General features: G+C 67.3%; 11 protein-coding genes. 5 read left to right on the top strand and 6 right to left on the bottom strand.

What is annotated here, in order from left to right; all coding sequences use genetic code 11:
• Window positions 1-11: 11 nt before the first annotated feature.
• Together MBR110_RS05490 and purN are read right to left on the bottom strand one after the other, a co-directional pair.
• On the bottom strand, window positions 12-1274 hold the full coding sequence (locus tag MBR110_RS05490) for an RsmB/NOP family class I SAM-dependent RNA methyltransferase (RefSeq protein ID WP_011885771.1): 1263 nt from the start codon (window positions 1272-1274) through the stop codon (window positions 12-14).
• Window positions 1271-1933, bottom strand: a complete 663-nt coding sequence (gene purN / locus MBR110_RS05485; RefSeq protein WP_011885772.1) for a phosphoribosylglycinamide formyltransferase — start codon at window positions 1931-1933, stop codon at window positions 1271-1273. The genes MBR110_RS05490 and purN overlap by 4 nt, the downstream gene beginning before the upstream one ends.
• A gap of 122 nt (window positions 1934-2055) precedes the next feature.
• On the opposite strand from purN, the gene MBR110_RS05480 reads away from it, so the two are divergent.
• From MBR110_RS05480 to dut, 5 genes are all read left to right on the top strand, one after another.
• Window positions 2056-3048 (top strand): bifunctional riboflavin kinase/FAD synthetase, encoded by a 993-nt coding sequence (locus tag MBR110_RS05480; RefSeq protein ID WP_059463182.1) that lies wholly within the window; start codon window positions 2056-2058, stop codon window positions 3046-3048.
• 102 nt (window positions 3049-3150) lie between these two features.
• Window positions 3151-5988 (top strand): isoleucine--tRNA ligase, encoded by a 2838-nt coding sequence (ileS, locus tag MBR110_RS05475; protein ID WP_011885774.1) that lies wholly within the window; start codon window positions 3151-3153, stop codon window positions 5986-5988.
• 2 nt (window positions 5989-5990) lie between these two features.
• Entirely contained in the window at window positions 5991-6491 is a 501-nt protein-coding gene (lspA, locus tag MBR110_RS05470; RefSeq protein WP_011885775.1) for a signal peptidase II, read from the top strand.
• Between the two features lie 67 nt (window positions 6492-6558).
• The gene (gene coaBC / locus MBR110_RS05465) at window positions 6559-7770 is read left to right on the top strand and encodes a bifunctional phosphopantothenoylcysteine decarboxylase/phosphopantothenate--cysteine ligase CoaBC (protein ID WP_011885776.1); all 1212 of its coding nucleotides are present in this window, start codon (window positions 6559-6561) and stop codon (window positions 7768-7770) included.
• Between the two features lie 55 nt (window positions 7771-7825).
• Window positions 7826-8272, top strand: a complete 447-nt coding sequence (gene dut / locus MBR110_RS05460) for a dUTP diphosphatase (RefSeq protein WP_011885777.1) — start codon at window positions 7826-7828, stop codon at window positions 8270-8272.
• A 55-nt stretch (window positions 8273-8327) separates the two neighbouring features.
• Here dut and MBR110_RS05455 read toward each other — a convergent pair whose 3' ends face one another.
• The 4 genes from MBR110_RS05455 to clpS form a co-directional block, all read right to left on the bottom strand.
• Window positions 8328-9098 carry a COG4705 family protein gene (locus tag MBR110_RS05455; RefSeq protein WP_011885778.1) on the bottom strand — a complete coding sequence of 257 codons (771 nt, stop codon included), beginning with the start codon at window positions 9096-9098 and terminating at the stop codon, window positions 8328-8330.
• A 130-nt stretch (window positions 9099-9228) separates the two neighbouring features.
• On the bottom strand, window positions 9229-10608 hold the full coding sequence (locus MBR110_RS05450) for an amino acid permease (RefSeq protein ID WP_011885779.1): 1380 nt from the start codon (window positions 10606-10608) through the stop codon (window positions 9229-9231).
• 103 nt (window positions 10609-10711) lie between these two features.
• Complete coding sequence (gene clpA / locus MBR110_RS05445) at window positions 10712-13012, bottom strand: ATP-dependent Clp protease ATP-binding subunit ClpA (protein ID WP_011885780.1); 2301 nt, start codon at window positions 13010-13012, stop codon at window positions 10712-10714.
• Window positions 13009-13323: an ATP-dependent Clp protease adapter ClpS gene (clpS, locus tag MBR110_RS05440; protein ID WP_006398529.1), complete on the bottom strand. Its 315-nt coding sequence runs from the start codon at window positions 13321-13323 to the stop codon at window positions 13009-13011. The genes clpA and clpS overlap by 4 nt, the downstream gene beginning before the upstream one ends.
• Between the last annotated feature and the right edge of the window lie 274 nt (window positions 13324-13597).

Here is a 13597-nt window from a genome sequence, read left to right as displayed (position 1 = left end):
GCCCGCCGTCGTTACTGCGCACGCCGCTCGAGCACCGCGGCGAAGAAGCCGTCGGTCGCGTGGCGATGCGGCCACAGCGACAGGTAGTCGCCGGTATCGAGCTCGATGCGCTGGTCGGCCAGCACCTTCTGCGCGGGCACGAGCACGAAGTCGGGGTGATCGGCCAGGAACTGCTCGACGATCGCCTCGTTCTCGGCGTCCAGCACGCTGCAGGTCGCGTACACGAGCCGGCCGCCCTTCTTCACGAGCCGCGCGGCGCTCGCGAGGATCGACGCCTGCTTCGGCGCGAGCTCGTCGATCGACGTGCGCGTCTGGCGCCACTTCAGGTCGGGATTGCGGCGCAGCGTGCCGAGCCCGCTGCACGGCGCGTCGACCAGCACGCGGTCGATCTTGCCGGCGAGCCGCTTGATCTTCGCATCGTGCTCGCTGTCGATCAACACCGGGTTCACGTTCGACAGCCCGCTGCGCGCGAGGCGCGGCTTGAGCTTCGCGAGACGCTTTTCCGACACGTCGAACGCGTACAGGCGCCCGGTCGAACGCATCATCGCGCCGAGCGCGAGCGTCTTGCCGCCGGCGCCCGCGCAGAAATCGACGACCATCTCGCCGCGACGCGGCGCGACCAGCGAGCACAGCAGCTGGCTGCCCTCGTCCTGCACTTCGATCTGGCCTTCCTCGAACAGCTTCAGGCGCGTGAGCGCCGGCTTGCCGACCACGCGCACGCCGTTCGGCGCGAACGGCGTCGCGCCCGCCTCGATACCGTTCGCGCGCAGCGCGTCGATCACCTGGTCGCGCGTCGCCTTCTGCACGTTGGCGCGCAGGTCGAGCGGCGCCGGGTAGTTCAGCGCGGCGGCGAGCTGCGCGAGCTCGTCGGCATCGAAACGCGCCGACAGCGCCTGGTAGATCCAGTCCGGCAGGTTCGTGCGCACGCGCACCGGCAGGCTCGCCGGGTCGATCTTCGACACGTGCTCGAGCCACGCGGCCTCGTTGTCCGACACGAACGGCTTCAGCGCGTTGCGGCCGAGCGTCTGCATCAGGCCCAGCAGCGTCAGGCGCCGCGCGGGGCTGCCCGTGCCGCTTTCGGCGAGGTGCGAAAACTCCATCTTGCGGCGCAGCACCGCGAACACCGCCTCGGCGATCACGCCGCGCTCGGCATGGCCGAGCTTCGGGTGCGCGCGGAAGAACCGGCTCGTGGTCGCGTCGGCCGGGCCGGCGAACTTGAGCACCTCCGCCAGCAAGGTCTCGGTCTGGCCAATCAGAAATCCGTGCAGCTTCATACGCCCTCGCTCGTTTCGGTATGCGGTTGATCCGCGAAAATCCAGCGCGCCTCTTGCGGCGCCACCACTGCCCGGCCGTTCTCGAGGCGCAGGCTGCCTTCGACGAACCAGCGCACCGCACGCGGATACAGCACGTGCTCGACCGCCAGCACGCGCTGCGCGAGCGCCGCGGCGTCGTCGCCGGCCAGCACGGGCACCGCGCCCTGCGCGACGATCGCGCCGCTGTCGAGTTCGGGGCTGACGAAATGCACGGTCACGCCGTGCAGCGCGACGCCGGCGTCCAGCGCCTGCTGATGCGTGTGCACGCCCTTGAAGCTCGGCAGGAGCGACGGATGGATGTTCAGCAGCCGGCCCTCATATCGTCTGACGAAATCGGGGGTGAGAATGCGCATGAAGCCGGCCAGCACGACGAGATCGGGCGCGAAGCGGTCGATTTCGGCGGCCAGCGCCGCGTCGAAGCTGTCGCGGCCGTCGAAGGCGCGATGGTCGACCACCGCGGTCGCCACGCCGTGCGACGCGGCAAAAGCCAGGCCGGCCGCGTCGGGCCGGTTGGCGATCACGGCGGCGACCTGGGCCGGCCAGCGTTCCTGCGCGCACGCGCGGACGATGGCCTCCATGTTGCTGCCGCGACCGGAAATCAGGATCACGAGTTTTTTCATCCGCGAATTTTACCATTCGCCCCCGCGTTTCCTGCCTTCTCGGCCGCCAGGCCGCCCGAACGTTTATAATCTTCTGCTTTGCGGCATTCCACCGCTCATTCCCCGACGCTGCATCCGCTATCGTGAAAGTCTTCCGCGGCCTGCCCAACGCCGAGAGCCGCGCGCCCTGCGCGCTGACGATCGGCAACTTCGACGGTGTCCATCGCGGCCACCAGGCCTTGCTCGCGCGCGTGCGCGCGGCAGCGGACGCGCGTGGGCTGCCCGTGTGCGTGATGACCTTCGAGCCGCATCCGCGCGAGTTCTTCAACCCGGCCGGCGCGCCGCCGCGCATCGCGATGCTGCGCGACAAGCTCGAGGCGCTGCGCGAGCACGGCGTCGATCGCGTCGTCGTCGAGCACTTCAACCACACGTTCGCGAGCCAGTCGCCGCAGGCGTTCGTCGAACGCACGCTGGTCGGCGGCCTGCACACGCGCTGGATGATGGTCGGCGACGATTTCTGCTACGGCGCGAAGCGCGCGGGCACCTTCGACACGCTGAAGGCCGCCGGCGAGCTGCACGGCTTCGAGGTCGAGCAGATGGACACGGTGGCCGGCAGCGACGGCACGCGCATTTCGAGCTCCGGCGTGCGCGCGGCGCTCGCCGCCGGCGATCTCGACGCGGCCGCGCAGGCGCTCGGCCACGGCTACGCGATCAGCGGCCACGTCGCGCACGGGCTGAAGCTCGGCCGCGACCTCGGCTTCCCGACGCTGAACCTGCCGATCGCGCACAAGCGGCCGGCGCTCGCCGGCATCTTCGTCGTGCAGGTGCACGGCCTCGAGCCGGCGCCGCTGCCGGGCGTCGCGAGCCTCGGCGTGCGCCCGACCGTCGACGATTCCGGCCGCGTGCTGCTCGAAGTCCACCTGCTCGACTGGCATGGGGACGCGTACGGCAAGCTGATCCGCGTCGAATTCCTGAAGAAGCTGCGCGACGAGGCCAAATACGACGATCTCGAGGCGCTGTCGCGCGCGATCGCGCTCGACGTCGCGAACGCGCGCGCGTATTTCGTGGAGCGCGCACGCGCACCGGGCAGCCGCGCGACCGGCTTCTCGACGTCGGCGACCGACCGAATTAGCTGATCCGGACGGCGGCGCCGCGCGCCGCACCCTCGCGCCGCCGAACCGCGCGCATCTCCGATTCACGACGCTCGAGCGTCCCCCGATTTAGATAGCGATCCCACCATGAGCAACAAGAAAGCCGATTCGAAACCGCAGGCCAAGTATCCGGTCAACCTGCTCGACACGCCGTTCCCGATGCGCGGCGATCTGCCCAAGCGCGAGCCGCAGTGGGTGAAGGAGTGGGAAGAGCGCGGCATCTACGAGAAAATCCGCGCGGCCAGCAAGGGCCGGCCGAAGTTCATCCTGCACGACGGCCCGCCGTATGCGAACGGCGACATCCACCTCGGTCACGCGGTCAACAAGATCCTGAAGGACATCGTCGTGAAGTCGCGCAACATGGCCGGCTTCGACGCGCCGTACGTGCCCGGCTGGGATTGCCACGGGATGCCGATCGAGATCCAGATCGAAAAGCAGTTCGGCAAGTCGCTGCCGGCCGCCGAAGTGATGAGCAAGGCGCGCGCGTACGCGACCGAGCAGATCGAGAAGCAGAAGGTCGGCTTCAAGCGCCTCGGCGTGCTCGGCGACTGGGCCAATCCGTATAAGACGATGAACTTCGTGAACGAGGCGGAAGAGATCCGCGCGCTCGGCAAGATCATCGAGAAGGGCTACGTGTACCGCGGGCTCAAGCCGGTGAACTGGTGCTTCGACTGCGGCTCGGCGCTCGCCGAGGCGGAAGTCGAGTACAAGGACCGCACCGACCCGACGATCGACGTGATGTTCGCGTTCGCGGAGCCGGAAAAGACCGCACAGGCGTTCGGCCTGCCGGCGCTGCCGCGCGCCGACGGCGGCATCGTGATCTGGACCACCACGCCGTGGACGATCCCGGCGAACCAGGCGCTGAACCTCCATCCCGAGATCGTCTATGCGCTGGTCGACACCGAGCGCGGGCTGCTGATCATCGCCGAGGAGCGCGTCGAAGCCTGCATGGCCGACTTCAAGCTGACCGGCCGCATCGTCGCGACCGCGCCGGGCGTGAAGCTCGCGAACCTGCGCTTCCACCATCCGCTCGCCTCGGCCCACCCCGGCTACAAGCGCACCGCGCCCGTCTACCTCGGCGACTACGTGACGACCGACACCGGTACCGGCGTGGTCCATTCGTCGCCCGCGTACGGCATCGAAGACTTCGTCTCGTGCAAGTCGCACGGGATGACCGACTCCGACATCATCAACCCGGTGATGGGCGACGGCCGCTACATCGAATCGCTGCCGCTGTTCGGCGGCCTGTCGATCTGGGATGCAAACCCGAAGGTCGTCGAGGCGCTGCGCGCGGCCGGCTCGCTGCTGCGCAGCGAGAAGTACACGCACAGCTACATGCACTGCTGGCGCCACAAGACGCCGATCATCTACCGCGCGACGTCGCAGTGGTTCGCCGGCATGGACGTGACGCCGCACGCCGGCGGCAAGACGCTGCGCGAAACGGCGCTCGAAGGCATCGACGCGACCGCGTTCTACCCGTCGTGGGGCAAGCAGCGGCTGTTCAGCATGATCGCGAACCGTCCCGACTGGACGCTGTCGCGCCAGCGCCAATGGGGCGTGCCGATGGCGTTCTTCGTGCACAAGGAAACCGGCGAGCTGCATCCGCGCACGCTCGAGCTGCTCGAGGAAGTCGCGAAGCGCGTCGAGCAGTCGGGCATCGAGGCGTGGCAGTCGCTCGACCCGCGCGAGCTGATCGGCGACGACGCGAACCTCTACGAGAAGAACCGCGACACGCTCGACGTGTGGTTCGACTCGGGCACGACGCACTGGCACGTGCTGCGCGGCTCGCACAAGGATCAGCTGCAGTTCCCGGCCGACCTCTACCTCGAAGGCTCGGACCAGCATCGCGGCTGGTTCCACTCGTCGCTGCTGACCGCGTCGATGATCGACGGCCGCGCGCCGTACAAGGGGCTGCTCACGCACGGCTTCACGGTCGACGGCGAAGGCCGCAAGATGAGCAAGTCGCTCGGCAACGGCATCGATCCGCATGAAGTCGCGAACCGCCTCGGCGCGGAAATCATCCGGCTGTGGATCGCGTCGACCGACTATTCGGGCGAACTGGCGATCTCCGAAGAGATCCTCAAGCGCGTGACGGAAGGCTACCGCCGCATCCGCAACACGCTGCGCTTCCTGCTCGCGAACCTGTCGGACTTCGACTTCGCGCAGCACGCGGTACCGGTCGACGAATGGCTCGAGATCGACCGTTATGCGGTCGCGTTCTCCGCGCAACTGCAGACGGAGCTGCTCGGCCACTACGAGAAATACGAGTTCCATCCGGTCGTCGCGAAGCTGCAGACGTACTGCTCCGAAGATCTCGGCGGCTTCTACCTCGACGTGCTGAAGGACCGGCTGTACACAAGCGCGGCCGATTCGCGCGCGCGCCGCTCCGCGCAGACGGCGCTCTACCATCTGACGCAGGGGCTGCTGCGCGTGCTCGCGCCGTTCCTGTCGTTCACCGCGGAAGAGGCATGGAAGGTGTTCCAGCCGGCGAGCGACACCGTGTTCACGGAGACGTACTACGCGTATCCGGAAGTCGCCGGCGCGGCCGCGCTGATCGAGAAGTGGGCGCTGCTGCGCGACGTGCGCGGCAACGTGACGAAGGCGCTCGAGGAAGCCCGCACCGCCAACCGCATCGGCTCGTCGCTGCAGGCCGAAGTGGCCGTGCACGCGAGCGGCGCGCGCTACGACGCGCTCACGAGCCTCGGCGACGATCTGAAGTTCGTGCTGATCACGTCGGCGGCAAGCGTCGTGAAGGTCGACGACGAAGCGCACGAAAGCGTCGACGTCGCGGCGTCGAAGTACCAGAAGTGCGAACGCTGCTGGCACTACCGTGAAGACGTGGGCGCGCACGCCGAGCATCCGACGCTGTGCGGCCGCTGCTTCTCGAACCTGTTTGAAAACGGCGAAATCCGGAGCGCTGCGTAACCATGGCGAAAACCCTGTCGAAACCGGCCAGCGGCGCGCTCGCGCCCTGGCTCGGCATTTCGCTGATCGTGATCCTGTTCGACCAGCTGTCGAAGATCGCGATCCTGAAAACGTTCGCGTACGGCGCGCAGCATGCGCTGACGTCGTTCTTCAATCTCGTGCTGGTGTACAACCGCGGCGCCGCGTTCGGCTTCCTGTCGACCGCGAGCGGCTGGCAGCGCTGGGCGTTCACCGCGCTCGGCATCGGCGCGACGCTGGTGATCTGCTACCTGTTGCGCCGGCACGGCCAGCAGCGGCTGTTCAGCCTGTCGCTCGCGCTGATCCTCGGCGGCGCGCTCGGCAACGTGATCGACCGGCTGCTGTACGGCCACGTGATCGACTTTCTCGATTTCCATCTCGGCGGCTGGCATTTCCCGGCGTTCAACCTCGCCGATTCCGCGATCACGGTCGGCGCGGTGCTGCTGATCTACGACGAACTGCGTCGCGTGCGCGGCACGCGCTGAGCGCGCATACTCCGTGTCGACGGCCGGCTTCACGCCGGCCGTTCCGTTTGATCCTTGGAGACCCGAGTTGGCACACGCAGAACTCGCAGGAAAACACCTCGTCCTCGGCCTCACGGGCGGCATCGCCTGCTACAAGATCGCCGAGCTCACACGGCTGCTGACGAAGGCCGGCGCGACCGTCCAGGTCGTGATGACCGAAGCCGCCGCGCAGTTCATCACGCCCGTCACGATGCAGGCGCTGTCCGGCCGGCCCGTCTACACGAGCCAGTGGGACGCCCGCGTCGACAACAACATGGCGCACATCGACCTGTCGCGCGAAGCCGATGCGATCGTGATCGCGCCGGCCTCCACCGACTTCCTCGCGAAGCTCGCGCACGGGTTCGCCGACGACCTGCTGTCGACGCTGTGCGTCGCGCGCGACTGCCCGCTGCTCGTCGTGCCGGCGATGAACCGGCAGATGTGGCAGAACCCGGCCACCCAGCGCAATGCGGCGCAGCTGCGGGCCGACGGCGTGTCGGTGCTCGGCCCCGATTCGGGCGCGCAGGCGTGCGGCGAGGTCGGCGACGGCCGCATGCTCGAGCCCGAGGCGATCTACGAAGCGATCGTCGCGCACTTTGCGCCGAAGCTGCTCGCGCACCGCCGCGTGCTGATCACGGCCGGCCCGACGTTCGAGCCGCTCGATCCGGTGCGCGGCCTCACGAACCGCTCGAGCGGCAAGATGGGCTTCGCGCTCGCGCGCGCCGCGCAGCAGGCCGGCGCGGACGTGCATCTGGTGGCCGGGCCGGTCGCGCTCGACACGCCGTGGGGCGTGTACCGGCAGGACGTGCAGACCGCGCAGCAGATGTACGACGCGGTCATGCATGCGGTATCGGACGCGGACATCTTCATCGCGGTGGCCGCGGTCGCCGACTGGCGCGTCGAGCAGCCGGCCGAGCACAAGATGAAGAAGACCGCCGATCGCAAGATGCCGGCGCTCACGTTCGTCGAGAACCCCGACATCCTCGCGTCGGTCGCCGCGCTGCCCGATCCGCCGTACTGCGTCGGCTTCGCGGCCGAAAGCGGCGACCTCGACGTGCACGGCGACGAAAAGCGCAAGCGCAAGAACGTGCCGCTGCTGATCGGCAACCTCGGCCCGCTGACGTTCGGCCGCGACGACAACGAAGTGGTGCTGTTCGAGGCGGCCGGCCTCACGCCGCTGCCGCGCGCGCCGAAGGACGAACTCGCCCACGTGCTCGTCGCCGAAATCGCGCGGCGCCTGCCCGACAACCGACTGATCTGATCTCCCGCGCGGCGGCTCGCGCCGCCGCGCCCTACCCGAACGACTCGACCACCGCATGAAACTCGATCTGAAGATTCTCGACGCGCGCATGCGCGACTACCTGCCCGCCTATGCGACTACCGGCAGCGCAGGCCTCGACCTGCGCGCGTGCCTCGACGCGCCCGTCACGCTGCAACCGGGCGAAACCACGCTGGTGCCGACCGGCCTCGCGATCCATCTGGCGGACCCCGGCTATGCGGCGCTGATCCTGCCGCGCTCGGGCCTCGGTCACAAGCACGGGATCGTGCTCGGCAACCTCGTCGGCCTGATCGATTCCGACTACCAGGGCCAGCTGATGGTGTCGACGTGGAACCGCGGCCAGAGCGAGTTCGTGCTGAACCCGTTCGAACGGCTCGCGCAACTGGTGATCGTGCCGGTCGTGCAGGCGCAGTTCAACATCGTCGACGACTTCGCGCAAAGCGAGCGCGGCGAAGGCGGCTTCGGCAGCACCGGCCGGCACTGAGCCGCGCCGCATCGAAAAGGGGCCGCGCGGCCCCTTTTGCTTTTCCGGGTGCCGCTCAGCGGCCGGCCGTTTGCGCGATGCGCACGGGTGTCCGCTCGCGGCGCCGCGCCTGCGCGATGCTCGCGTAGATCACCATCGCGACCAGCACGCCGAGCAATACGGCAGACGAGCCGACCGTGCCGAGTGCCAGGCCGCCCTTGGCGGCCGGTTTCGTGAGCCAGTCCCCGAGCGTCGCGCCGAACGGACGCGTGAGCACGAACGCCGCCCAGAACAACAGCACGCCGGAGACGCGGGTGAGATAGCGCGCGAGCACGATCGCCGCGAGCAGGCTGCCGATCAGCAATGCGCCGCCGCCGAAACCGAGGCCCGAACTGTCCGCGAGAAAGTCGCCGAGCGCGGTGCCGAGCGTGTTCGAGAACAGGATCGCCACCCAGTACAGCAGCTCGACGCGACGCGTGCGGATCAGGTCCACCGAAAGCGATTCGCCGCTGAGCCGCCACACCGCGAAAGTCGCCAGCAGGATCGCGACGAGAATCGACGAGCCGGCTGCGTAGCCGAGGCCGAGCGTGCGGTCCATGAAGTCGGACATCGTCGTGCCAGCCGTGCTGGTCGCGACGATCACGGCCCAGTAGAGCGCCGGGCGATAGTGCGTGGCCCGCAGCTGCGCGCCGAGCGTGACGAGAAAGAAACCGAGCAGCAGCAGCGAGCTTGCCGCGTAGCCGACGTCGAGGGTCATCGACAGCAGGTCGCCGCCCGTTTCGCCGAGCGTCGTCGCGCAGATCTTCATGATCCAGAACGCGAGCGTGATTTCAGGAAGCTTCTTCATCCGAACCCCTTTGCGAATGGCGATGGGCCGCCAGGCGGCCCTGAATCGCGAACGGGTTCGACTGTACGCGCCGCCGGCTTAACGCAAGCTTAGCGGCTCGCCAGCACGCCCGGCCGCGTGCCGCCATGCATCACCGCGCGTGCTGGTGCCGGTAATGCAGCGCGTACGCGAGCGTCAGCAGCACGACGAACACGACGCCGACCACCATCGTCATCCGGAATTCGTGCGTGAACGCGGTCGTGAGCAGGATCGCGCCGACGAGCGCCGCACCGAGCAGGCTGCCGAACGGATGCGCCCACATGCGGAACGCGAGCGCCGGGCCGCTGTAACGCGCACGAAAGCGCAGGTGCGTGACGAAGATCATCAGCCACGTGAACAGCGCGCCGAACATCGCGATCGCCATCATCACGGTGAACGCGGTGCCGGGCGACAGCGCGACCAGCACGGCCGCGACCGCGACGCCGCTGGTCGAGATCCACAGCGCCGCACGCGGCACGCCGTTGTCGCCCACCCGCCCGAACACCGCCGGCGCGAGCCGCGCGCGCGACAGGCTGAACATCATCCGCGTCGTCACGTAGAGCTGGCTGTTCATCGCCGACAGCGCCGCGATCAACAGCACGAAGTTGATCACGCCGGCCGCGTACGGCACGTGCGTCGCGGCCATCACCTTCACGAACGGGCTTTCGTCGGTGCCGGCCTGCGTCCACGGCACGATCGCGAGCATCAGCGCCAGCGTCAGCAGATAGAACAGCACGAGCCGGAATACCGTCGAGCGGAACGCGCGCGTGACCGCATGCTGCGGATCGCGCGCCTCGCCGGCCGCGATCGCGACCGCCTCGATGCTCATGTAGCTGAAGATCGCGACGATCACCGCGACCCAGGTGCCCCACGGCCCTTTCGGCATAAAGCCGCCGTGGCCGGTGTAGTTCGCGAAGCCGATGCCGGACGCCGGCGGCGCCGACCACACCAGATAGGCGCCGAGCACGATGAACACGATGATCGCCGCGATCTTCAGCAGCGAGAACGCGTATTCGACCGACCCGTACAACGTGACGCTCGCGAGGTTCACGGCGATCAGCAGCGCGGAGAAGCCGATCACCCAGTACCAGCCGGGCACGGCGGGAAACCAGTACTTCATGAACACGGCGATCGCGCTGATCTCGGTGCCGATCGCGAACACCACGGCGAACCAGTACGCGTAGCGCACCAGAAAGCCCGCGAGCGGGCCGACGTAGTGCTCCGCATAGGCGCCGAACGAGCCGGCCGTCGGATGCGCGACCGTCATTTCGGCGAGCGCGCCCATCAGCAGCAGCGCGATCAGCGCGCCGATCGCATACGAAACCAGCACGCTCGGGCCTGCGAGCCCGATCGCGAATCCGCTGCCGAGGAACAGCCCCGTGCCGATCGCGCCGCCGATCGCGATCATCGCCATCTGCCCCGATGTGAGCGCGTGGCGCAACCCTTGTTCGCGCGCGACGATGTTGTCGAACGATCGTTGTTGTTGTGTCACTGCGTTACCACTCCCCTGCACCGCCGTGGCGCCGCTGGCGCCGGATAAAACGAAACGGCGCGGAGAACTTCCCGCGCCGTTCGCATGAACCGCCAATTATCGCTTACTCGACTTCGACCGTCTCTTCGTTCGGCTTGTGCGGCGGATTCGCCAGCTTGTCGAACGACAACTGCACCTTGTCGTTCTCGTCGACGTCGACCGTCACGTGGCCGCCCGCGACCAGCTTGCCGAACAGCAGCTCGTCCGCCAGCGCACGACGGATCGTGTCCTGGATCAGCCGCTGCATCGGCCGCGCGCCCATCAGCGGGTCGAACCCGTGCTTGGCCAGATGCTTGCGCAGCGCGTCGGTGAACAGCGCATCGACCTTCTTCTCGTGCAGCTGCTCCTCGAGCTGGATCAGGAACTTGTCGACCACGCGCATGATGATTTCCTCATCGAGCGAGCGGAAGCTGATGATCGCGTCCAGACGGTTGCGGAACTCCGGCGTGAACAGGCGCTTGATGTCGTTCATCTCGTCGCCCGTCTCGCGCCGCGTCGTGAAGCCGATGGTCGCCTTCTGCATCGACTCGGCGCCCGCGTTCGTCGTCATGATGATGATGACGTTGCGGAAATCCGCCTTGCGGCCGTTGTTGTCCGTCAGCGTGCCGTGGTCCATCACCTGCAGCAGCACGTTGAAGATGTCCGGATGCGCCTTCTCGATTTCGTCGAGCAGCAGCACGCAATGCGGTTTCTTCGTGACGGCTTCGGTCAGCAGCCCGCCCTGGTCGAACCCGACGTAGCCGGGCGGCGCGCCGATCAGACGGCTCACCGCATGACGCTCCATGTATTCCGACATGTCGAAGCGGATCAGCTCGATGCCGAGCGTGAACGCGAGCTGGCGCGCCACTTCGGTCTTGCCGACGCCGGTCGGGCCGGAGAACAGGAATGCGCCGATCGGCTTGTCCATCTTGCCGAGGCCCGCGCGCGCCATCTTGATCGACGCCGCGAGCGCGTCGATCGCCGGATCCTGGCCGAACACGACGCTCTTCAGGTCGCGATCGAGCGTCTGCAGCTTGCTGCGGTCGTCCTGCGACACGCTCTGGGCCGGCACGCGCGCGATCTTCGAGATGATTTCCTCGATCTCGCTCTTGCCGATCGTCTTCTTCTGCTTCGACTTCGGCAGGATGCGTTGCGCGGCGCCCGCTTCGTCGATCACGTCGATCGCCTTGTCGGGCAGATGGCGGTCGGTGATGAAGCGCGCCGACAGTTCGGCCGCGGCCGACAGCGCGCCCGACGAATACTTGACGCCGTGATGCTCCTCGAAGCGCGACTTCAGCCCGCGCAGGATCGCGACCGTCTGCTCGACGGTCGGCTCCGACACGTCGACCTTCTGGAAGCGCCGCGACAGCGCCGCATCCTTCTCGAAGATGCCGCGATATTCGGTGAAGGTGGTCGCGCCGATGCACTTGAGCGTGCCCGACGACAGCGCGGGCTTCAGCAGGTTCGATGCGTCGAGCGTGCCGCCCGACGCGGCGCCCGCGCCGATCAGCGTGTGGATCTCGTCGATGAACAGGATCGCGTGCGGACGCTCCTTGAGCTCCTTGAGCACCGTCTTCAGACGCTGCTCGAAGTCGCCGCGATACTTGGTGCCCGCGAGCAGCGCGCCCATGTCGAGCGAATACACCTGCGCGTTCGCGAGAATGTCCGGCACCTCGCCGCGCGTAATGCGATAGGCGAGCCCTTCGGCGATCGCCGTCTTGCCGACGCCGGCTTCGCCGACGAGCAGCGGATTGTTCTTGCGCCGACGGCACAGCACCTGCACCACACGCTCGACCTCCGGCTCGCGGCCGATCAGCGGATCGATGCGGCCGTCCTTCGCCATCTGGTTCAGGTTCTGCGTGAACTGGGCGAGCGGGGTTTCCTTCTGCGCGTTCGCGTCTTCGCTTTCCGCATTGCCGTCGGTCGACTTCGCGGCTTCGCCGCCGTTCGTCTTCGCGATGCCGTGCGAAATGAAGTTCACCACGTCGAGACGCGTCACGCCCTGCTGCTGCAGGTAATAGACGGCATGCGAATCCTTCTCGCCGAAGATCGCGACCAGCACGTTCGCGCCGGTGACCTCCTTCTTGCCGTTCGACGTCGACTGGACGTGCATGATCGCGCGCTGGATCACGCGCTGGAAACCGAGCGTCGGCTGGGTATCGACATCGTCGGTGCCCGGCACGGTCGGCGTGTTGTCGTGGATGAAATTGCGCAGGTTCTGACGCAAGTCCTCGATATTGGCCGCACACGCGCGCAACACCTCGGCTGCCGTCGGATTATCCAGCAGGGCCAGCAACAGGTGCTCTACCGTAATGAATTCATGGCGCGCCTGACGTGCTTCCATGAACGCCATGTGCAGGCTGACTTCCAATTCCTGGGCAATCATGCTTCCTCCATCACGCACTGCAGCGGATGCCCGGCCTGCCGCGCATGGGTAACGACTTGCTCAACCTTGGTCGACGCGATGTCCCGCGTATAGACCCCACATACCCCTCGCCCTTCGCGATGGACCTTCAGCATGATCTGCGTGGCCGTCTCGCGATCCTTCTTGAAATACTCCTGGACGACCATGACGACGAACTCCATTGGCGTGAAGTCGTCGTTGAGCAGCACCACCTTGTACATCGAAGGCGGCTTGAGCTTCTGCTGCTTGCGTTCCAGGACGGTGCTGTCCTGCTTGTCCGGGATAATCGCCATACACCCATTCTAAACAACTCGGACAGGCCCGCAATCCTGCCATTACCCGACCGACAGGCCGGCGCCCTTCGTGGTTCCCGACGACGCGCGATCGTCTTCGTGCCATGCGAAAGCCGGCTGCGGTGCCGGCTTTCACGCGTGGCGCGGAACACGAACCGTCAGGAGGAAACCGCACCGGACCGTCGCATCCGCATCCAGTATCCCACAAGCCGGGACGACTCGATCGCGTGTCACTCGAGCCTGGTATATGGACCGATTATGCGACTTTTCAAGT

The organism is Burkholderia sp. MBR-1 (genome assembly GCF_013822785.1).
In the GTDB taxonomy this organism is placed as follows: domain Bacteria; phylum Pseudomonadota; class Gammaproteobacteria; order Burkholderiales; family Burkholderiaceae; genus Burkholderia; species Burkholderia vietnamiensis.
The sequence above is the reverse complement of the archived record's forward strand: the minus strand, read 5'-3'. Positions and strand labels throughout refer to the sequence as shown.